The 23231-nt window shown below is 32.5% G+C and carries 19 protein-coding genes; 7 read left to right on the top strand and 12 right to left on the bottom strand.

The genetic code is table 11. The features are described 5' to 3' along the window. Positions 1 to 112 precede the first annotated feature (112 nt). Entirely contained in the window at positions 113 to 1117 is a 1005-nt protein-coding gene (locus tag ACM591_RS10420) for an acyltransferase family protein (protein WP_029379111.1), read from the bottom strand. Positions 1118 to 1324: 207 nt separating this feature from the next. On the opposite strand from ACM591_RS10420, the gene ACM591_RS10415 reads away from it, so the two are divergent. Beyond that, positions 1325 to 1747, top strand: coding sequence for a MarR family transcriptional regulator (locus ACM591_RS10415; protein ID WP_029379110.1), 423 nt, complete (start codon positions 1325 to 1327; stop codon positions 1745 to 1747). A 97-nt stretch (positions 1748 to 1844) separates the two neighbouring features. On the opposite strand, the gene ACM591_RS10410 is transcribed toward ACM591_RS10415, so the two are convergent. The 4 genes from ACM591_RS10410 to ACM591_RS10395 form a co-directional block, all read right to left on the bottom strand. Continuing rightward, positions 1845 to 6452 (bottom strand): GW dipeptide domain-containing protein, encoded by a 4608-nt coding sequence (locus tag ACM591_RS10410; protein WP_418354376.1) that lies wholly within the window; start codon positions 6450 to 6452, stop codon positions 1845 to 1847. 232 nt (positions 6453 to 6684) lie between these two features. Next, positions 6685 to 7107: a GNAT family N-acetyltransferase gene (locus ACM591_RS10405; RefSeq protein ID WP_326025695.1), complete on the bottom strand. Its 423-nt coding sequence runs from the start codon at positions 7105 to 7107 to the stop codon at positions 6685 to 6687. 70 nt (positions 7108 to 7177) lie between these two features. Further along, entirely contained in the window at positions 7178 to 7648 is a 471-nt protein-coding gene (locus ACM591_RS10400; RefSeq protein ID WP_017724104.1) for a DUF2538 family protein, read from the bottom strand. Positions 7649 to 7669: 21 nt separating this feature from the next. Continuing rightward, a complete protein-coding gene (locus ACM591_RS10395; RefSeq protein WP_326025696.1) occupies positions 7670 to 8998 on the bottom strand; it encodes an LCP family protein in 1329 nt (442 codons plus the stop codon). 445 nt (positions 8999 to 9443) lie between these two features. Between ACM591_RS10395 and ACM591_RS10390 the strand changes: the two genes are divergently transcribed. Beyond that, positions 9444 to 11105 carry a phospho-sugar mutase gene (locus tag ACM591_RS10390; protein ID WP_326025697.1) on the top strand — a complete coding sequence of 554 codons (1662 nt, stop codon included), beginning with the start codon at positions 9444 to 9446 and terminating at the stop codon, positions 11103 to 11105. 19 nt (positions 11106 to 11124) lie between these two features. Beyond that, positions 11125 to 12300 carry a serine hydrolase domain-containing protein gene (locus ACM591_RS10385; RefSeq protein ID WP_029379105.1) on the top strand — a complete coding sequence of 392 codons (1176 nt, stop codon included), beginning with the start codon at positions 11125 to 11127 and terminating at the stop codon, positions 12298 to 12300. Between the two features lie 108 nt (positions 12301 to 12408). On the opposite strand, the gene rihC is transcribed toward ACM591_RS10385, so the two are convergent. The 6 genes from rihC to ACM591_RS10355 form a co-directional block, all read right to left on the bottom strand. Next, positions 12409 to 13317 (bottom strand): ribonucleoside hydrolase RihC, encoded by a 909-nt coding sequence (gene rihC, locus ACM591_RS10380; protein ID WP_029379104.1) that lies wholly within the window; start codon positions 13315 to 13317, stop codon positions 12409 to 12411. Between the two features lie 177 nt (positions 13318 to 13494). Beyond that, positions 13495 to 13785 (bottom strand): cytochrome aa3 quinol oxidase subunit IV, encoded by a 291-nt coding sequence (gene qoxD, locus ACM591_RS10375; protein WP_017724109.1) that lies wholly within the window; start codon positions 13783 to 13785, stop codon positions 13495 to 13497. Next, positions 13782 to 14387, bottom strand: coding sequence for a cytochrome aa3 quinol oxidase subunit III (gene qoxC / locus ACM591_RS10370; protein WP_029379103.1), 606 nt, complete (start codon positions 14385 to 14387; stop codon positions 13782 to 13784). Before qoxC ends, qoxD begins: the two co-directional genes overlap by 4 nt. Continuing rightward, complete coding sequence (gene qoxB, locus ACM591_RS10365; protein WP_029379102.1) at positions 14377 to 16365, bottom strand: cytochrome aa3 quinol oxidase subunit I; 1989 nt, start codon at positions 16363 to 16365, stop codon at positions 14377 to 14379. Before qoxB ends, qoxC begins: the two co-directional genes overlap by 11 nt. Beyond that, positions 16365 to 17486: a cytochrome aa3 quinol oxidase subunit II gene (gene qoxA / locus ACM591_RS10360; protein ID WP_029379101.1), complete on the bottom strand. Its 1122-nt coding sequence runs from the start codon at positions 17484 to 17486 to the stop codon at positions 16365 to 16367. The genes qoxB and qoxA overlap by 1 nt, the downstream gene beginning before the upstream one ends. 264 nt (positions 17487 to 17750) lie before the next feature. Beyond that, positions 17751 to 18068 (bottom strand): immunoglobulin-like domain-containing protein, encoded by a 318-nt coding sequence (locus ACM591_RS10355; RefSeq protein WP_029379100.1) that lies wholly within the window; start codon positions 18066 to 18068, stop codon positions 17751 to 17753. 241 nt (positions 18069 to 18309) lie between these two features. Between ACM591_RS10355 and ACM591_RS10350 the strand changes: the two genes are divergently transcribed. Next, complete coding sequence (locus ACM591_RS10350; protein ID WP_038678257.1) at positions 18310 to 19455, top strand: globin domain-containing protein; 1146 nt, start codon at positions 18310 to 18312, stop codon at positions 19453 to 19455. A gap of 411 nt (positions 19456 to 19866) precedes the next feature. On the opposite strand, the gene folD is transcribed toward ACM591_RS10350, so the two are convergent. After that, positions 19867 to 20724 carry a bifunctional methylenetetrahydrofolate dehydrogenase/methenyltetrahydrofolate cyclohydrolase FolD gene (folD, locus tag ACM591_RS10345; RefSeq protein WP_029379098.1) on the bottom strand — a complete coding sequence of 286 codons (858 nt, stop codon included), beginning with the start codon at positions 20722 to 20724 and terminating at the stop codon, positions 19867 to 19869. A gap of 202 nt (positions 20725 to 20926) precedes the next feature. Between folD and purE the strand changes: the two genes are divergently transcribed. From purE to purC, 3 genes are read left to right on the top strand one after another with little or no spacing between them, the layout of a single operon-like run. Continuing rightward, a complete protein-coding gene (purE, locus tag ACM591_RS10340; RefSeq protein WP_029379097.1) occupies positions 20927 to 21409 on the top strand; it encodes a 5-(carboxyamino)imidazole ribonucleotide mutase in 483 nt (160 codons plus the stop codon). Continuing rightward, complete coding sequence (gene purK / locus ACM591_RS10335; protein ID WP_038678261.1) at positions 21396 to 22529, top strand: 5-(carboxyamino)imidazole ribonucleotide synthase; 1134 nt, start codon at positions 21396 to 21398, stop codon at positions 22527 to 22529. The genes purE and purK overlap by 14 nt, the downstream gene beginning before the upstream one ends. Continuing rightward, positions 22529 to 23230 (top strand): phosphoribosylaminoimidazolesuccinocarboxamide synthase, encoded by a 702-nt coding sequence (purC, locus tag ACM591_RS10330; RefSeq protein WP_029379095.1) that lies wholly within the window; start codon positions 22529 to 22531, stop codon positions 23228 to 23230. The genes purK and purC overlap by 1 nt, the downstream gene beginning before the upstream one ends. Position 23231 lies beyond the last annotated feature (1 nt).

Genomic DNA, 23231 nt, shown 5'->3' with positions numbered 1-23231 from the left:
CTCAAAAATTAAAAATACCGAATTGTATTTATTGTATGTATAGATTGATTGGAAGTACTTCAATATTTATCATAACATATTTAAAATCAATACAATTCGGTTTAATACTTATTTACCCTTTGAATTTATAAGGAGATTGTAAATTTATAATTGGGTTTGTCCATTTAGATACTAATCTGGTTGTTAATATATACACAATTATAGATGTAACGATAACTAAATAAAGATAAGTTAAGATACTGATATGATCTTTAAATGGATATATCCCAAAACCACGGATAAAACCAATGAATAAACCATGTAGCAAATATACATGCATGGTTCTACGACCTATATACGTAAAAAACTTTTCTTTTTCAGGTATTAAATTAAAGAAAGCAAACATCGAAATTAAAACGATGAAGTATAATAACAATCTCTTGATTGGGCTGTAGAAATCTAGCTTTCCTTCAAGTGACATATAGGGCGAATCGCCTAACAACCAATTGGAGTTAATCGGATGATAGGTGTATATAACATAAAAGGCTAGTAAAGTGATGATAGCTATAGGTAGAAACTTTTTATTTCTTAAAAGCTGTGTATGTTTATTTGTAAATAAATAGCCTATATAGAATATTGGGAAAAACATAATCGTCCTAGAAAAGCTTAAGTAATTGTCAATATTCTCTGAATAGCCAGCGAATATTGAAATGATTACTGCTATAGGTAGTACATAATACGGTTTATAATCCTTAACTATTACTAATATGACATGGAAAAAGAATAATGTGAGTAAAAACCATAACGCGAACACCGGATCAAAAGGATCAAACTGAACACTATCTTCTTTACCAGTTAAGTAATAGTAAACAGAGAAAAAGCCAAAGAATATAACATATGGAACTAATAGTTTTTTTGATACTTTTTCTAAATACCCAGCTTGACCTGCTTTTTTCGCAAAATAGCCTGAAATAAATAAAAATCCTGGCATATGAAAGCTGTATATTGTTAAATACAATGAAGATAAATGAGGGCTGGCTTCTGTATATGGCTGTAATAGATGGCCAAAGACTACAAGAAAAATCAGCACAGCTCTAGCATTATCGAAAAAGTAATCTCTTTCTTTCAATTGTGACATTCGTTTTCTCCTTTAAGTAGTACGATAAATTTTATATACACTAGTTCTAATCTATTATAAAACCTATGAGAAATGCAACAAAAGAGTACAATTTGTCTTTTATTATTGTATATAATGACGGATGCTATTATAATATTAAGGAATAAAATTGTGTGAAAAACTTATGGTTTTATCTAAGTTAAATTAATGATAGTGGAGATGAGCAACATGTACAAACAACTAGAACAGTTAATTACACTTACAGGTAATGATTTAAATTTAGTAAGTAGAAGATTTGGTCAGAGAACTGATTTGACTTCTGAACAATTAGAAATGTTAAGAATATTATATAACTATGAAGTGTTATCTCAGTATGATTTGACTATGAAAATTAATAAAGAACAATCGATTGTTTCACGTTGGATAAAAAAGTTATGTCATATGGGGTATATAACGAGTAAGCAATCTAATAAAGACATGAGATGTAAGGATTTGATGGTTACAGATAAGGCGAAAGAATTAGTACAGCAAATTAATGAGGTTAGAGTAGCTTTGATTGAAGCGCGTTGTCAAAACCTTACATCTAAAGATATAGAAAATTTAAATCAATTATTATATAAGTTAAATGTACATCAAGTATATATGCATTAGATAATTAATAAAAAAAAGCGTACATAATGACAATAACTTGCGTTAAGCATTGTCATTAGTACGCTTCTTTTAATTGATTCAATATTTTAAACTAATACTATTTATACGTATCTACGTCGAAATATTTACCTAGTTTATCCATAGAATCGTAGAACCCTTTAATACGAGTAGCATTATGAGAGGCCCATGCTACATCTGTTGCATATTGGTGAACACCTGGATTTTCAGGGTTCCAACGCATTTTATAAAGTGTGTTTTGACCTTTATCTATATACGATTCAGATATAAATTTAGCACCGCCAACTATAGCTTTTTTAACTGTATCCCAGCCATTATTTTTAGCTGTTATAAATCCTTGTTTTACAGCGTCACTATCAACTGCGCCGATACCAAACATATTATAATATTTGTTTTTACCATCAGTAACAACTTTACCGTCTACAACATCGCCACCATTTGCAAGTTTTGATGTACCATTACCAGTTTCAAGTAGTGCATGAGAGATTAAATACACTTCATTGATATCATAAGTCTGAGCTGCTTCACTAAAAGCCGCACCTTGACCTTCTAAAATACCTTTGCCAACAAGTAATTTATCTAAATCAGTTGCACCAATGTTTTGAGTTTTATCTAAACGTAAAAATTGATATTTTTGAGTTTCATCTTTTATTAACTTACTTGAGTCCATAGCATTTTTGATTTCATTTGCTGTAGCATCTTCCCATTTTCCAGGTGTATGTTGAATTTGTGGTTTAGCAGTTAATCCTTTTTGGATAGCAACAGCTTGATCTAAAGTAATGCCTGAATCATAGTATTTTACTAATTCTTTACGTAAATCAGCTTCTTTAATCCAAACGACTTTACCATTAGATAGTTTACCATGATACCAAGTAGTACCATTAATCACTTGAGTTTCATATACTGTGAAAATACTTTGATAGAAATCTTTAAGTGAACCTGATGCAGTCTTAGATGTAGGATCTAAATAATAGTTACCATTTCTATTAATAATCACATAATCGTATTTATACGGTGTTACAGCTGATTTAGTAACACTTTGTGAATTTGTAACATTAGCATTATTAGATGGTTGTACCTTATTCAAATCATTAGCAGCTATCCAACCAGTTTTGTTATTTACAATACCATAAACGTATTCGTCTTTATCAACATAGACAGATTTAGATGCATTGAATTGATTATTTTTAAGGTTATTTAGTTTATCAAGTTGTTGTGATTTTGTACCCCACGGCACTGCGTATAGACCATTATTAGTTGCTTTAACAGTATATTGACCATTTTTAGCATTAGTTTGGCTTAAATTACGAGTATTAATATCTTTTGTATTAATCCAGCCTATTGGCGTATTTTGATTAACATTTTGTATTAATACATAAGTGTTATTTCCTTCAGTTCGTTGTTTTGTAACGTTATAAGTTTTTCCGGCTAGTTTTGTTGCGTCTTTACCTTTTTGATCATAAACTGTCGCTTTAATGCCAGGGTTTTTAGTGTTTAACTGACCAATTTTATTTACACTTTGTGTTGGGTTAGTAGTCGCTTTTTTTGCTACTTCTTTAACTGTAATGTCACCAGTTTGCATCCAACCTAAATTAGTATTGGTTTTATTATCAGTAATTAAGTAAAATGCATTATTGCCTAGTGTTGCTTTTTTACTTAGTTTATATGTTTGGCCACTAACATATGGTTTTTGGACACCTTGTTTATCATATACAGTTGTATATACGCCGTGATTGTTTTTGGCAACAGTACCTTGTTGATTTGTAAGTGTATTTACAGTTAATTTCCCTGAATTTGTAGTAGGGGATGTAGCTGTATTACTAGTTGAAGATAACTTACTTAAGCTTACCCAACCAGTTAAATTGTTAACAGTTCCATAAATATAGTTAGTCTTACCAATCTGTTGTTGTTTTGTTGCTTTAAACGTTTGTGTAGATTTCCCTGAAACTGTACCTGCTTTTTGAGAACTTGTACCCCAAGGAACAGTATAAATCGTTTCTCCAGGTTTGATTTGATAAGTTTTATTGATGCTAGTTGCTGTTTTAGCAGTATTATAATTAACATCGCCTTGATGTACCCAACCAATTAATGTACCTTTATTAAAATCAGAAACCAAATAGAAATTTTCATTGCCTAAAGTAGCTGATTTTGTAACTTTAAGTGTTTGGTTTGTACGATCAGTTTTCTTACCATTTTGGTCGTATACAGTAGTATATAAACCATCGTTAGTAGTATTAATTCGTCCAACGCCATTGTTCGCTGTAACTTTTACGCTACCTGTTTTAGTAGGGGAAGTTACACCAGTATTGCTTGAACCTGTATTATTTGAGTTATTTCCACTCGTACTACCTGAAGAAGATGTGCCCCATGCAGCTGCTTGACCTGTCTTAATTAAGTATTTTTCATAAATAAGGTCGTATAATTCATCGTAACTATAATTATGTGCAGCTAAGTAACCATGAGGATCAGTATGGTCAGTTCCACCTAAGTAAGTACTCACGGCTTTATGCGTCCAAACAGTTCCAGCTCCATCATATTCAGCACTATCAGGGACTAAACCATAATACTGTAAATTTGTTGCTGCATAATCAGCATAGTTATTTATTGAACGTGCAAATGAATCATAGTCATGAGTATGAACTAATTCAACATGTATGAAACGTTGGTTAGCTACAGCTCCGCCACCCCAAGCTAAGTAATCAGTATTTGCTGTTTCAATAATACGGTTACCATCTACATAGGCATGTACGAAAGCATTTTGATAATTATTCTTCATATAATTGATTTCGCCAGTAATTGTTGAATTATCATTTGCAGTATCATGCATAACGATACCTTCTGGCTTACCATAGCGATAATTATACTTTGGTAAATATGATGCTATGTCTTGTTCGTAACTAGGTGCTTTAAAGTTGTTCTTACGGATGTAATTGTTAATTGAAGAACTTACTTTTGGCGAATATTTTGGTAATGTTGAACGTGTTGTTGCTTCTTGTGTAATTGCAGAACGTGTTGCGACTGTTGAATCAGCACTTCTAGCCATTCTAAGTTTAGGTGTCGCTTGTGCACTATAGAAAGCAACATTCGCTGCTTCAGAGTCATCTGTGCTATCCTCTTGAACAGCGTCAGTATCTTTTACAGTAGGAGTAGTATCAGAAGTGTCTGTGTTATCCTCTTGACTAGCGTCAGTATCTTGTACATTAGAAGTAGCGTCAGAATTGTCGCTGACTTTAGCTACATCTTGATTGTCGTCAGAAGTAACGTCATCTTTATCAGAGTCATCTGTACTATCCTCTTGAACAGCGTCAGTATCTTTTACAGTAGGAGTAGTATCAGAATTGTCTGTGCTATCCTCTTGAACAGCGTCAGTATCTTGTACATTAGAAGTAGCGTCAGAATTGTCGCTATCTTTAGCTACATCTTGATTGTAGTCAGAAGTAACGCCATCTTTATCAGAAGTGTCTGTGTTATCCTCTTGACTAGCGTCAGTATCTTGTACATTAGAAGTAGCGTCAGAATTGTCGCTGACTTTAGCTACATCTTGATTGTCGTCAGAAGTAACATCATCTTTATCAGAATTGTCTGTGTTATCCTCTTGACTAGCGTCAGTATCTTGTACATTAGAAGTAGCCTCAGAATTGTCGCTGACTTTAGCTACATCTTGATTGTCGTCAGAAGTAACATCATCTTTATCAGAAGTGTCTGTGTTATCCTCTTGACTAGCGTCAGTATCTTGTACGTTAGAAGTAGCGTCAGAATTGTCACTATCTTTAGCTACATCTTGATTGTCGTCGTTAGAAGTAACGTCATCTTTATCAGAAGTGTCTGTGTTATCCTCTTGAACAGCGTCAGTATCTTGTACAGTAGAAGTAGTATCAGAATTGTCGCTGACTTTAGCTACATCTTGATTGTCGTCAGAAGTAACATCATCTTTATCAGAAGTGTCTGTGTTATCCTCTTGACTAGAGTCAGTATCTTGTACATTAGAAGTAGCGTCAGAATTGTCACTATCTTTAGCTACATCTTGATTGTCGTCGTTAGAAGTAACGTCATCTTTATCAGAAGTGTCTGTGTTATCCTCTTTAACAGCGTCAGTATCTTGTACAGTAGAAGTAGTATCAGAATTGTCGCTGTCTTTAGCTACATCTTGATTGTCGTCAGAAGTAACATCATCTTTATCAGTAACAGCGCTATTATTTTGACTAGCATCAGTATCTTGTTCTGTCATATTATCTGACGTGCTATCATTATTAGTTGTTTCACCAGAATTAACATCACTTTCAACAGTGTTTTGATTTGTTTCTACATTGTGATTATCATCATGTTGCGCTTCTTGATCTTCGCCATTTTGGTTATATGTATCTTGAGTTGGCGTTTGATTAGAGGTTTGACTGTTTAACTCATCAATTTGAGCATCATAGTTTGATTCTAAATCTGTAGATGTCTGTTTGATTTGTGTAGGGTCTTGATAGACTTGTGTTCCTGAAATATTTGTTGTTGATTTACTGATTTCAGACTTAATTTCTTCACTTTGATTAAGTGCTTTATCATCATTTAAAAAGTTCTTGTTAGGCGATTGATCTTGTGTTTTATCTGCCGCCTGTGCGTGATGAGTTGTCAAAGCTGTACCTGCTAATGTAAGTGCTATAATTGAAGGTACCTTATAAGTGTTTTTATTCTTAGCCATTAAACTGCCCCTTTAACTTTATAAATTTAATTTCATTATAATACGACTATGGATTGAGCGACGTGTTTTTACCGATTTGTAATATAAAATTAATCTTATTAAGTTTTGGGAAAGATTTAACATACTATTTAAAGCGTTATAACGCCTTATTCACAATATATTGAAAAAATACACACTGAAGTATATTACAAAACTTAGATGAAATATTACTGTAAAAATAAGACGAATAATATTATATTATTTTTGACATTGCAATATGTTTGATATTTTCTTCCATGAAAATTTCTCCAAAAGATTCATACCCAAGTGATTCATAAAATGATTGTGCATGACATTGTGCATTGAGCATTAACTTTTCATCACCTTTATTTATTGCTACAGTTTCTAAAAATCCCATTAACAATTTTCCGTAACCTTTATTACGATGCGAAGCTAAAATAGCCACTCTTTCTACTTTTACGCCATTAGCTATAGGACGTAGTCTACCAGTAGCAAATGGCACATTATTTTGGTCATAGCCAATTACATGTGTCGCAATAGTTTCATATAGATCTATTTCGTTTTCTAAAGGCACACCTTGTTCTTCAACAAAGACTTTCTTTCGTATATTGTGAGCTTCTTCCATCATATTTTGAGTTGTAACAATTTCAAACATAAATAATCCTCATTTCAATTTTTTATTATTAAAAATACCCTACCATAAATTATATGGTAGGGTAATGTATTTATAACGCTTCTTTTCTAATAATTGCAGTGTATTGCCAAAAAATACGCATTTGCGCGATGTTCCAATTATTCATTCCCATGGCAAAGCCGGAGGGTTTAAACAAGTTTACATCAGTTACTTCTAAAGCAGCAGCAATTAGATATTGAATTGGCACACTAATTTGTTTCATTGTTTCTGTAATGCCGTTTTGGTCATAAACCCATGTGAAGGGGAGTTCTGATTCAAAAACATCAACTTTTTCAAAAATTTCTGGAAGCGCAACAATATAACACGCACCATCAACAATTGGATTATTGTCACTATCTTTATAATAAATTCGTAGTGCTTCATAATTCTCCCGATGTTCATGATTGACGTAGAAAAATTCATTCCTGAAAAGTGCCATATCTTTGCTGTGAATCAATTGTTGTTCTAATACATTAAACATACCATTAATTTGGTTAAGTTTGTCATATGTTTTACGTGACATACAGTGAGCTCCTCTCTAAAGTTAATATTGATTTGTAGGTGTTTCTTGTGAATTTGGTTGTTGATTTGGATCAGGCTGTTGCTGATTTGGATCAATCTGTTGTTGTGTGTTTTGTTCGCTATTTTGTTGATTCGAATTATCTTGTTGATTCGAATTGTCTTGTTGATTCGAATTGTCTTGCTGATTTTCATATTGATTAGCTTCAGGTTGTTGGCTATTATCATTATTATTATTTTCTTGATTGTTTGAATCAGTAGCATTAGAATCTGACGATTGATTATCATCATCACTCGTACTGTCGTTCTGAGATTTTCTTAGCAATGAACTATCTATCTCAGTTTGTGGTATGAGTGTACCATAAAAATCAATAACACGTTGGTTTAAAAATTCTAACTTATCTTTTATTTTAGGTAATTCTAGGTCATCACGCAAAAGATTTGAAGTATCTTGAATATTTTTTATATCAGGATTGTAATAGTATATACCATTTAAGTAGTCATCTTTACCTTCTAGCTGCGTACTCTTAATATCAATATCATCTTTTAGATATGATGTTGCAAGTACTTTAATTTCTTTGTAACTTAAATTGTGTTTGGCATTTTTACCAACAATTTCAACAACATCATCTAATTTACTAATTGAATCTGCTTTTTGAGCTTTAGCAAATAGTTTTTTTATTAAATCCATTTGACGTTGACCACGCTTTAAATCAGAATCTTGATGTCTTGTTCTCGCAACGGCTAATGCTTCATCACCATTTAAATTTTGGTGACCTTTTTTAACTTTTATTTTCCCTGAATCATCAGTATTTGGCTCGTCAATGTCATAAGGGACATCGTATTCGATACCGCCAAGTTCATTTACAGCATCGACAAAAGCTTCCATATTAATTCTTACATAGTAATCTACAGGCACATTTAACGTCGCTTCTACAGAGTCCATTGATGATTTTGGACCTCCATAAGCATGTGCATGAGCGATTTTATCGTAATAACCTACTTTAGGGATATAACTGACAGTATCACGTGGGATACTTAACATTCTTATTTGTTCTTTCTCGGTGTTGAGTGTAGAGAAAATCATTGCATCTGATCTTGATTGTTCAGTACTTTGCCCGTTTTTTTCACGACCACTATTATCATCAATACCTAAGAATAAGATAGAGATAGGATCTTTTGAAGGATCAACTTTTGATTCACGAATGTTAGACTGTCTCGCTGAATCTTGATCATTGTAAGAATGTTCAAAAGCACCTTGAGAAGATTTTAATAGTATAACGGCAAATATCACTGGAACAACCACAAGAAGTAAAGATAGGAATATTAAAAAATATTTTAAAAATTTATTCATGTTTGGAGCTCCCCATGTAATAAGATTTGGTACATATAACTATCATTTTTTTGAAGTTGTTATAGTTTTTAACTTTGTTAAATATTTGTAAAGAAGAAAATGTACTATAACTTATAATTTTATTACTATAATTAAAAAATATCAACTATCAATATGTTATTTACAAATTTGAAGTAAAATATAAAGATATTCGTGATAGTTAAGACTTGATTAGATAAGGTTTAGGTATAGACGTTACATTTATGTCATTTGATTAAAAATGATTTATTTTAAAACATAGGATATAATATACATTGGAAATATAAACTTGTAGACAATATCAATTTTAATGAATAATTAATAGGTTTTAGTTGGTTAGAAAATGTATGAGATGATTTATTAAGAATTAGCTTTTTAAAAATTAGATATGTCTTTATTTTGAAAGCTATAAGGAGGAAACAGTAACGTGAAACAAGCTTGGTTAGAGAAAATTGATGAGAGTTTAGTTAAAGAATTTTATCAATTACAAACAGAAGAAGAAAAAAATGAAGGTTTTGAAACTACTTTATCTTTTGGTACTGCAGGTATAAGAAGTACGTTTGGTTTAGGACCTGGAAGGTTAAATGCTTTTACAGTCCGAAAAGTTGCATTAGGGTTAGCACAATTTCTAAAAAATAAGGTTAGTATCGAGCCGTCAGTGGTTATCCATTTTGACACTAGATTATTATCAAAGGAATTTTCTAGAGAAATGGCAAGTGTATTAGCTGAAAATGGTGTAAATACAATAGTATCAGAAAATTATAAGTCTACTCCAGAGTTATCTTTTGCTGTAAGAGAATTAAATGTAAGTGCTGGCGTCATGATAACTGCTAGTCATAATCCTAAAAACTATAATGGTATAAAAATTTATGATGTTCATGGTGGACAACTATTACCAGAAGCATCAGAAGTGTTAAGTTCTTATATCAATTCAATTGAATCGCCACTATTAATTGAAAAAGGTGATTTTGAAACATTGCTAAATGAAGAAAAAATTCAATTAATGTCTAATGAAGTGACAGATAAATACAAAGCTGAAGTTAAATCATTAGTAGGGACAATCGAAGAAAAAGATGCAAAAGTTATACTCACAAGTTTACATGGTACGAGTTTACCATTAATGTCAGATATATTATCAGAGTTGGATTATCATAATTATGTAATAGAAGAAAATCAGTCAAAACCAGATGGTCATTTTCCAACTATAGCAATTGCTAATCCGGAAGACGAAGATGCGTTTGCACTAGGGAAAAAATTGGCAGATGAAACAGATGCACAGCTCATTATTGCTACAGACCCAGATGCAGATAGATTAGGATTTATCGAACGTTATGGAGATAACGATTATAGGTATTTTAATGGCAATGAAATAGGGCTATTATTTATGAAATTGAGGTTTCAAGATTTAGTAGAATCTGATGAACCTCAATATATTATAAAGTCGATTGTTACGAGTGAGTTAGCCGAGAGATTAGCCAGCTCATTAGACGTTGAAGTTGCGAATGTATTAACTGGGTTTAAATTTATTTCGGACTTAATTGAACAAAATCATAACACATCTAATAAGCAATTGTTGTTAGCATTTGAAGAAAGTCATGGATACCTAGCAAAACCAATATCCAGAGATAAAGATGCAATTCAAATGGTACCACTTCTAATTAAATATAAAAATTTATTAAACAAAAATGGTTTAACATTTAAAGATACAATTAATGATATTTATCAAAATATTGGTGAATTTAAAGATAGAACAATCGCGCCAAGCTTTGAAGGTTCAAAAGGTAATGAAAAAATTTCTAAAATAATGAGCCAGTTTAGAAATAAAGATATTGATTCAATTTGTGGTATGGATGTCAAACAAATTGAGGATTATCAAATTGGTAAAATTAGGAATGTGAAAGAGGGAACAACTGAATCATTATCATTGCCTAATACTAACTTAATTAGGTTTATATTTGACAAGGGTTTTATTGCACTAAGACCTTCTGGAACAGAACCAAAAATCAAACTATATTTCTCGCTTAATGTAAATGACATTGATGCCATAACAGGTCAATTTGAAAAAGACTATATTAATCATATAGACTGAGCACAACAAAGGAAAAAAGATGACTACGAAAAAACTAAAACGAGTAACGATTATTTTAACCATACTGCTTGTTGCAATAACATTTTTAATCATATATAAACATTATCAACGCTATAATCAAGAATATAATACTACTAAAACTTATGAAGAGACATCAAAAGATCACAAAAAAATAGGTGAATTAAAAACCGTTGTTGATTCAAATAATCATGACATAGAAGAAATTAATAGATATTTAGAGCAGACCAAGTTTAATGGTACAGCTGCTGTATTTGAAAATGGACAATTAAAACTAAATAAAGGCTACGGTATGAAAAATTTTAAAGAAGATGAAAAGAATAGGGCGGATACTTTATATTTAATTGGTTCTTCTCAAAAATTCACTACCGGATTAATGCTAAAGCAACTAGTAAATGAAAAGAAACTAAATATGAATGATCCAGTCACAAAATACTTACCTTGGTTTAAAACAGCTCAACCTATCACATTAAATCAATTGATGCAGCATAAAAGTGGTTTATATAAATATAGTGCTTCACCTCAATATAAGAGTTTAGATGAAGCTGTACATGCTATACAGGAAAAAGGAATAGAGCCCAAATATTATAATAAAAATAGATATAACGATGCGAATTATTTAGTATTATCACGTGTTATTGAAGAGGCGACTAGTAAGTCATATGTAAAGAACTTTGAAAATAGACTAGCTAATCCATATAATTTGAATTTTACAGCATTTTTCAATGATAAAGATTATCGAAAGAATATGGCAATTGGTTATAAAAAAGATAAAGCATCTAGTAATCCGGTAAAGCAAACACCTAATATATTAGACCAGTATTATGGTGCCGGTAACCTCTTTATGGCGCCATACGATATGGGCCAATTAATTTTAAGCTTACAAAAAAACGAAATTTTTGATGATAAAATAACTCAACCACTTTTACATGAAAGTTTAACATCACAGTATCCTGAACCATATAGATATGGTTTTTATTCACTTCCAGATAAAAATAGAATTAATGGTGGCTTTTTTGGACAAGTATTCACAGCTTATTTTAACAACAAATATATAATAGTATTAGGCACTAATTATGAAAATAGCCAGACTAATAATGAAAAGAAAATCAAGCATATTTATTATGACATCTTAAAACAAGGCGGGCCTTATAATATTGTCGGTCAAAAATATTAAAGTAAAACTTATATAAAAAAGCACTCCTTTACTATTTAATCAAAGTTTAAAACTTATAGATTAAATAGCATAAAAGGAGTGTCTTTTTATATACTAATAAACTGTGGGTTATTTACAATACTTGAGTGCATCTATAAAAATCTCTTTGAATACTTTAGGTTCAATAGACATGACTACACTACAATTAGGGAAAGCGGATTTGAAATCTGTAACTGTTGCGCCTTTCGTCAATGTGCCATTAGTTTCAACTTGAACGTCTGCTTCTTCTACTTCAAACTTTTCAGGATGAAGCAGATACAGTACAGTATAAACATCATAAACATTAATACCTTTTTCAAAATCATCACCTTTATAATGTTTGAAAAGATGATGTAGCATATATCCAGTTTGGTTTAATGCCTGAAGTTCATTTACTGTACTATGACTTAATGTGGAACTTCTTGCAACATCAAGGCCAACCATAGTCAAAGGCAAACCTGAATTGAATACAATTTGTGCAGCTTCTGGATCACAATAAATATTAAATTCTGCAGATGGCGTTATGTTACCTCGACCAGCGGAACCACCCATGAATACAATTTCTTTAATATAATCTTTAGCTTTAGGATATGTAGATAGTAATAGCGCAATATTCGTTAGCGGACCAATAGGAATCAGTGTTACGGGCTTCTCATTCGTCTTTAATTCTTTATACATGGCTTCCACAGCATGCACTGAAGTTAAATCATTATAGTTAGGTTCGGGAAAGTCATATCCGTTCATGCCTGATTCTCCATGGACTGTACTTGCATCTACTATGTTTGAAAGTAAGGGTTGGGAAGCACCTCTATGTATAGGGACATTACTTGAGAAAAACTGCTTAAGTTTTAATGCATTTGCTGTTGTTTTTTCAATTCCTACGTTTCCATTAACAGTAGTAATCATTCTTAGATCAAATGCAGGGTGATTTAAAGCTATACTGATTGCCGCGGCATCATCGATACCTGGATCAGTGTCTATAATTATAGGTTGTTTCATTATTAATTAACCTCCTTTAAGTAAATAGGGTGTATATTTATTTTACAATTTTTGTAGTTTAAATGCTTAAAAAATGTATTAAATATAATAGAAATAAGAAAAGGGGAGAGTAATGTAATTTAACTTTTAAAGATATTAATAAAAAAAGACTTCTCCGAAGAGAAGCCTTTTTTAAGATTATAAGTGACTTGAGTGTCCACCTTGCATTACCCAATAAGTACCGATGACAGTAATTAAAGTAATGATAATCGCAAATACAACTTTGAATCCTTGTAAATTCCCATCTTTACCTTCAGTTAAATGCATGAACATTAATAATTGAACTGCAGCTTGTATAAAAGCGAAACCAAAGATGATGGTAATCTTAGCATTAAGTGCCATAGATGTGTATAAGGTTACGAATACTGCTAAGATTGTTAGAACGATTGAGGCAATGAAACCTACTGTATGTTTTACAATTGTATTCATCCGCTAAACACCATCCCTATCATATATACGGCAGTAAAGATGAAAATCCATACAACATCTAAAAAGTGCCAATATAAACTTACTATAAATAATTTAGGAGCATTGTCTTTATTTAATCCTCGCATTGCAACTTGAATTAATAAACAAATAATCCAAACAATACCTAATGATACGTGGGCACCATGAGTTCCTAATAGAATAAAGAAGCTAGACCAATAAGAACCAATAGTTAGATTAACACCTTCGTGTACGTAATGCGCAAACTCGTATATTTCAAAGCCTACGAATACTGCACCTAAAAGAACTGTGATAATCATCCAAATCATCATTAATTTTTCTTTTTCTTTTCTCATATAGTATATTGCTATACCACAAGTGTAAGAACTAATTAATAATGCAAATGTCATTATTAATATAAGTGGTAATTCAAATAATTCAGTAGTCATTTTGCCGGCATAATCGCCACCATGTTGAAGTGTTAATAATGCTGCAAATAACGTACCGAATAATGAGAATTCTGCTGTAAGGAAAATCCAAAAGCCAAGTCTATTTAAATTACCTTCATGCGAACGTTGATCAATTGTGTTTGCATCATGACTCATGACTTACAGCCTCCCTTTCTTTAATACGTGCATCACGTAAACGTTTTTCAGTTTCTGCTACTTCAGACGCTGGTATATGGTAACCATGGTCTATTTGGAAACTACGATAAATCATTGTACCGAAGATACCTAATAAACAAATGACTGCTGGAATAATTGTTTCGAAGATAAGGAAGAATCCACCGATAGTGAAGAAAATTCCCATCCAGAAACCAACAGGTGTGTTATTTGGCATATGGATATCAGTATAGTTATGGTTGTCTAAATAATGACGACCATGTTCTTTCATATCAACAAATGTGTCATAGTCATTCCAATCTGGAGTGATAGCGAAGTTGTATTTAGGTGGCATTGCAGCTGCAGTTGACCATTCTAAAGTACGACCTAAACCATCCCAGTTATCGCCAGTAGCTTCACGTGGTGCTTTGAAGAAGCTGTAAACGATACTTGCAACTAAGAACATAAAGCCTAATGCCATCATTAGGGCACCGACAGTTGAAATTACGTTTAGTAACCACCAACCATCTTCTGGCATATAAGTATATAAACGACGTGGCATACCATCTAAACCAAGAATGAATTGTGGTATGAAACAAACGTTAAATCCGATTATGAATAACCAGAAACACCATTTATTTAATGTTTCGTTTAACTTAAATCCAGTCATCTTAGGCCACCAGAAAATTAAAGCACCTAGACAAGCAAATACAACACCAGCCACTAATGTGTAGTGGAAATGCGCTACTAAGAAGTACGTATTATGGTATTGGTAATCTGCTGCTGCCATAGAAAGCATTACACCAGTTACACCACCTATTAAGAAGTTAGGTATGAAACCTAAAGCAAATAGCATAGGTGATTCAAAGGTAATACGGCCTTGATAAAGCGTGAACAACCAGTTAAAGATTTTAACACCAGTTGGTATACCAATCAGCATGGTTGAGATTGAGAAGAATGAGTTGATTAATGCACCATTACCCATAGTGAAGAAATGGTGAACCCAAACTAAGAAACTTAAGAATGCGATACCTGCAGTTGCCCAGACCATGCTTTGATGACCGAATAGACGTTTACGTGCAAATGTCGGAATAATTTCAGAGTAGATACCAAATGCTGGCAAGATAACGATATACACTTCAGGGTGCCCCCATACCCAGAAGAAGTTAGCCCATAGCATCGGCATACCACCATTTGCGACAGAGAAGAATGCAGTGTCGAATATTCTATCCGTCGTAAATAGTGCTAATGCAACTGTTAATACAGGGAAAGCCAAGATAACGATTAATGACGTAATGAAAGTAGTAACCGTGAACATTGGCATTTCCATGAATTTCATAGTTGGTGTTTTACATCTAAGTATAGTAACAAAGAAGTTAATACCGGTCATTAATGTACCGATACCAGAAATTTGTATTGCTATTAAGTAATAGTTAACCCCAGGTCCTGGGCTGAATTCTCCTGCAAGTGGTGCATAGTTTGTCCAACCAGCTGCAGGTGAACCTCCGACTATAAATGAAAGATTGAATAAAATCATACCTGAGAAGAATAGCCAGAAACTTACGTTATTTAATACAGGGAATGCAACATCGCGTGCACCAATTTGTAATGGTATTACGACATTCCATAAACCAAAGATGAAAGGCATTGCCATAAAGATAATCATTATTACACCATGTGTACTAAAGACCTCATTGTAATGGTTTCCTTCTAAAAATGTGTTATCTGGAATTGCTAATTGTGTACGCATCATTAACGCATCGATACCGCCACGTACGAACATTAATACCGCACAGATTAAGTACATCGCACCAATTTTTTTATGGTCAATAGATGTGAACCATTCTCTGTATAGATATTTCCATAATTTAAAATAACTAATTACTGCGATCACAGCAATGACTGCAAATGGTGCACCAATTTGTGCCATCGTAATCATCCAGTTACCTTGAACGAGTAATTGATCCCATGGAAAATTCATTAATGTCCACCTCCATTTTCATGGTCTTTTTTCTCTATTTTAGATGCTTTTTCATCTTTAACACCTTCAGAGATTTTTTCCATTTCGTCCATATTATGTGATTCATTATCTTTGAATTCACTATCATATGGTTCATTATTGCCTAGAATCATGGCTTTCATTCCATGACGCTCATAGTTTGCATTTGTGATTTGTGGCTTACGTGCAGGTTTATCTGGTTTATCTAACACATCAGCTTTCATTTCGTCTTTAGTGTTAAAGTTTGGATCTTTCTGCACATAATTGTAACGATCGTAAGCATAGAAAATATACTCTGGATCAGCTGCAGGATCAACAAATGCTAAATGCGTACCACTGAAAGTTAAGTTTTTATTTTCAGTTGTTGGTAAAAGTTGCTTATCAAATGTATCTTGGTCCAATACTTTTTTGCTTTTCGCATCTTTTACCCAATCCTCAAATTTACTTTGGCTTACAGAGTTAACGTCAAATGTTTGACGTTCGAAGCCTTCACCATTGAAGTTTGAGTTACGTCCTCTGAACGTACCTTCTTCACTAGCTGTTAATGTCCAGTCCATTGTCATACCTGTCATCGCATATTTTTGGCCACCTAATTGTGGAATCCAGAAACTTGTCATCATATCCATTGATTGGAGTTTGAAGACAACAGGGCGATCTTTCGGAATAGTTAAATGATTAACTGTTTCGATTTTTTGTTCAGGATAACTAAAGAACCACTTATAACCAGCGCTTGTCGCATAAACAACAAGTGGATCGTCTTCTTTCTGTGGTTTTTCCTCATAATTGTAAAGCGAATTAACCGTTGGGATAGCTAAAGCAATTACAATAATTACAGGAATAATAAACCAAATTGTTTCCATTAAAGAATTGTGGTGCATCTTTCCTGATTCTTTTGTATTTCCTATTCTATATTTATATAGGAAAACTGTGAATAAAATAACAACAGCGGCAATAATAACAAGCATGAAGATGATTGAATACATAATCAAAAACTTCGTATCGCTTGCCATCGGCCCTTTTGGGTTTAAAACTTCTACGTTAGAACAACCACTAAGCAAAATTAGCGAGCCAAAGAGTAGAAGCAAAGACTTAAATTTTGACACTTTTTTGACCTCCTAATACTACAAATGTAGGGCTTACCATCAATTTTAAGATATTACGCAATATTTACAAGTGTTTGTGCGAAAAAAAATATTGTAAAATTAAAAGAAACCCAACAAACTCAACGTCTGGTGGGCTTTTAAAGATTTGTTAAAATTATGTGTACATTTTGTGAAAAGTGTCATATTTAAGACAATAAACCAAAATTACTCACAAAATAGTGATAAACATTATCATTTAGGGGTATATGTATTAAATTTGGAAAATCATTTTACTTCTATATAACGAATAGATTTATTAGTTGCGCCATCTGAATCTTCAACTTTATATTCAATCTTATATTTACCAGCTTTTTTGGTATTAATATTACCATCAACTGTGATTTTGTGTGTAAGATCTCCGTCTTCTTTATCATAAGCACGTACGCCATTTAATATATTGTAGTCGTCGCCTTTATCGATAATTGTATCATTAATTCCTTTAAGTTCTGGAATTGAATTGTCAGTAGCTTCTGCGCTTAAGTTAGGTGACACAAGCGTAGCAGATACACCTAATGCAGACAAAGATTGTATTAATTTATTCATTACGTAACCTCCGAACGCAAAACATTAATTTTATTAAATCTTACTATACTTTAATTTGCTACAATACACATCATACTATAGTCCTAATATATCTTATTTCTATAAATTTCATTGTAATTTCCGATTAAAATTATGTAAATTGAACTTTTTGTGAATTTTATCACATAAACCTTTTGCAATATTTAATTTTGTAATAAGATAAAAATGTAAAAAGGAGTAAATAAAATTAGGGGTTGATTAAATGTTGAATGAAAAAGAACGAGATATAATTAAAGAGACAGTTCCTGTATTACAACAAAAGGGAGAAGAAATCACTTCATACTTCTACAATAGAATGTTTACCAGACACCCTGAGTTGAAGAATATGTTCAACCAGACTAATCAGAAAAAAGGTTTACAGTCTACTGCATTAGCACAAAGTGTACTAGCTGCAGCGGTTAATATAGATGATTTGACGCGGATCATGCCAGTTGTTAAAGAAATAGCTTATAAACACTGTGCGCTACAAGTGCCAGAAGCTGGGTATGATATAGTAGGAGAAAATTTGTTAGCAGCTATTCAAAATGTATTACATCTTCCAGAAGATGATGTGATTATTGCTACGTGGGCGAAAGCATACGGTGAAATAGCTTCAGTATTTATTAATGTAGAGAAAGATATTTATAATGAAATGGCTTGGGAGGGCTTTAAACCATTTGAAATTATCAATATAAAATCAATCACTTCAGATATAATAATGTTTACTGTTAAGTCAGATAAATATGATCTAAGTAAATTTGAAGCTGGACAATATATTACAGTTGATGTAGAAAGTGATAAATTGGAATATCGTGCCAAACGACACTATTCAATTATTGAAGGTAGTGAACATACATTAACTTTTGCTGTGAAAAGAGATGTAACAGATTCACATGAGGGAGAAGTATCGACGATTTTACATGATGAGATGCAAGTAGGTGGGACGATAGATTTGTCTGCTCCTGTAGGAGGATTTGGAATAGTTAATGGCACAGCGCCTCAGTTGTTTATAGGTTCAGGTATAGGGGTGACTCCATTAATTTCAATGTTTAATGAGTCTGCAAAATCAAATGTAAAAGCAGACTTTATTCAAAATGTTGAAAGTGTACAAGAGATCCCTTTTAACAGTAAAATAGAACACATTGCAAACAATAGTGATAATACGTCGTATATAATTCACGATAAACATAAAAGTGGATATATGGACGCAACTTATCTAAAGCAGTTTATTTCAACAGATACTGAAATTTACGTTTGCGGAGGAGTTAAATTCCTTCAATCAATTATTACTACATTGAAAGAAATAGGTATTGAAGAACAACGTATACATTTTGAATCATTTATTCCAAGATTAAGCGTAGGCGTATAACTGTAAATAATTAATATGCTTTACTGATGAAAAACTCTTTATAATTTTACTATTATAGATGTGCATGATTGCCAAAGGATTATGTGGTGCGATTCTGTAGTTTGTTCATTATTCATCTGGATTCTACAAGTTATAAACATCATAAAACAAATAAACGTCAATTTCTAAAATGTTCCAATAGAAATTGACGTTTATTTTTTAGGTAGAAAACTTTATGTCTCAACCTCTTTGTTTTTGTATTAGCAATAGTAGAAAGTCAAGGTAAGGCGTGTTTAAACGTTTCTTACAAACGCTTGACAATCAGTTGTAATTGCTATTCTAGTGAGTCTGTTCATTTATCCTGTTTTAATATGATCATAAATTAATGATGTTCATAGCTTATTAAGTAATCAACAGTCGTTAATTATTCGATTATTCAATACCTCTACGCATTTTTTCAGCTATTAGTGTATTGTTTAATACCATAGTTATTGTCATTGGGCCAACGCCACCAGGAACTGGAGTAATTGCACCAGCTACTTCTTTAACTTCATCATAAGCGATGTCGCCTTTTAATTTACCATTTTCATCTGGAGTATTACCAACATCTATTACGACTGCACCTTCTTTGACGTCATCTTTAGTTACTAGGCCTGGACGTCCCACTGCACTGACGATAACATCAGCATTTTTTAAGTGGCTATGCATATCTTTCGTTCTAGAATGTAAGATTGTAACAGTTGCATTTTTTTGAAGTAATAATTTAGAAACAGGTTGACCTACAATATGACTTCTGCCAATTACAACAGCTTCTTTACCTTCCAAATCAATATCAGCATGATTTAAAAGTTCCATGATTCCAAGTGGTGTACATGGTACAAAAGTTTGTTGGTCAATGTATAACTTACCGATATTTTCTGGATGAAAGCCGTCAACATCCTTAGCAGGATTTATAGACTCCAATATTTTTTGTTCGCTTACTTGTTCAGGTAATGGCACTTGAACTAATATACCACTGACACTATCATCTTCGTTTAAGCGTTTAAGCTCTTTCAATACATCTTCTTCAGATGTTGATTCATCTAAATGTACAATTTCAGAAATCATACCGATTTTTTCAGCAGCTTTCTTTTTTGAATTGACATAACTTTGGCTAGCACCATCATTACCTACTAAAATTACTGATAATTTAGGTGTGTAACCTTTAGATTGTAAAGCCTCAACTTGATCTTTGAGCCCTTGTCTGTAATCTTTAGCAATTTGTTTTCCGTCTAAAATCTTTGCGACCATAAAAATCCTCCTTATATGTATGAACTTTACTTAACATTAACACAAAAACTATAGCGATTAACACTCAAAAGACGTAAATTAATTACTTTTTTTTGGTTATAGTTCGATTTTTGATTGAAAAAGCATAGTTTAATTGTTATGCTATAACTGTAATATACATCTAATAGTAGTAACATTTCAAATTTCTGAAAGGGTGTTCGTTTTGAAAGTGGTAGTCATAATGGGTAGTTCGTCAGATTGGGAAACTATGAAAGAAAGTTGTTCTATGTTAGACCAATTGGAAATTCCGTATGATAAGAAAGTTGTTTCAGCACATCGTACGCCACAATTAATGGTTGATTTTTCTAAAGAAGCAAGAGCGAATGGTTATGATGTCATTATTGCAGGCGCAGGTGGTGCCGCTCATTTACCAGGTATGGTTGCATCGATGACAACATTACCAGTAATTGGTGTGCCAATTGAGTCAAAAAGTTTAAAAGGCTTAGATTCTTTATTATCAATTGTCCAAATGCCAGGAGGTATCCCTGTTGCTACTACAGCTATAGGTAAAGCTGGTGCTAAAAATGCAGGTGTATTAGCTGCAAGAATACTAAGTATTGGTAATCAATCAATCCAAAAGAATTTGGAAAATTATGAAAAATCATTGGTTCAGAAAGTGAGTGAAATGCAAGATGAACTTCAATAAATTAAAGTTCGGTTCAACAATCGGCATTATTGGTGGTGGCCAGTTAGGAAAGATGATGGCACAATCAGCTCAAAAGATGGGATATAAAGTGATCGTACTTGATCCTGACAAATCATGTCCATGCCAACATGTCGCACACGAATTTATCAATGCTGACTATGACGATCAAGAAGCATTGGAACAACTTGGTGAGTTATCTGATGTCATCACTTATGAATTTGAAAATATATCAGCAGATCAATTAAAGACACTTGTTTCAAAATATAATATTCCTCAAGGGTATCAAGCTATACAGCTACTTCAGGATCGATTGACTGAAAAGCAAACATTACAAGAAGCAGATTGTAAAATTGCATCATTTGTACAATTATCTGAGCCGGATGATTTGAACATTGCAATTGAAACAATTGGTTATCCTTTTATCGTGAAAACAAGATTTGGTGGCTATGATGGTAAGGGTCAAATATTAGTTAAGTCAACATCAGATATAGATGAAGCAAAAGCACTTGTAGAAAAACAAGAATGTGTTGCTGAACAATATTTGCAACTAGAGAAAGAAGTATCTCTAACAGTAACCATTGGTAGTGATAACCAAATAACGTATTTTCCACTGCAAGAAAATGAACATCAAAATCAAATTCTGTTTAAAACAATAGTACCTGCGCGTACAGAACATGAAAAAGAAGCAGAAGCTCGAAATGAAGTTGATAAAATAATCAAAAAAATACATTTCGTAGGTACTTTTACTGTGGAATTCTTTATAGATGGTGAAAATCGTTTATATGTAAATGAAATCGCACCTAGACCACATAATTCTGGGCATTACTCAATAGAGGCCTGTGATTTTTCACAATTTGATACACATATACTAGCAATTACTGGACAAAAGTTACCACCACAAATTGAATTATTGAAGCCAGCAATAATGATGAACTTATTAGGTAAAGATTTAGATGTGTTAGAGGATCAATTTAGTGATCATGCTGAGTGGCATGTGCACATATATGGTAAAACATCTAGAAAACCAAATAGAAAAATGGGTCATCTAACAGTGTTGACTACTGACATAAATAGATACGAACAAATGCTACTTGATAAATTTGAAGGGAGATCTGAATAATGTCTTTATTATATGAAGGTAAAGCAAAAAGAATATTTTCAACTGGTGAAAATGATGTATTACGCGTTGAATACAAAGACGAAGTGACTGCAGGAAATGGTGCTAAAAAAGATTTGATAGAAGGGAAAGGGCGTTTAAATAACCAAATCACTTCTCACATTTTTAATTACTTAAAAGAAAAAGGCGTTAAAAGTCATTTTATCGAGCAGATATCTGAAACAGAACAACTCGTACAATCAGTTGAAATTATACCTTTAGAAGTAGTAGTAAGAAATATTGCTGCAGGGTCTATAACAAAAAGACTTGGTTTTGATAAAGGACATGAATTTGACGAACCGCTTGTTGAGTTCTTTTATAAAAATGATGATCTAAACGATCCATTAATTACTGAAGATCATATTAAGTTACTACATCTAGCTGAAGATAACGAAATTAATATATTAAAAGAAGCGGCAAAAGAAGTCAACGCAGTATTAGTTCAATTAATGAATGAAATGAACTTAAGATTAGTAGACTTCAAAATAGAGTTTGGCCGTACAACTGATGGTCAAATTTTATTAGCTGATGAAATTTCTCCAGATACATGTCGTATCTGGGATAAAGATAGCGATACAAATTTTGATAAAGATGTATATAGAGAAGATAGAGGATCAATCATTGAAACATATCAAACTTTTTTAAATAAACTGGAGGCTTTATAAA

This window comes from Staphylococcus sp. Ze2 (assembly GCF_048568365.1).
GTDB classification, from domain to species: domain Bacteria; phylum Bacillota; class Bacilli; order Staphylococcales; family Staphylococcaceae; genus Staphylococcus; species Staphylococcus xylosus.
This window is presented reverse-complemented; position numbering and strand designations above follow the sequence as displayed.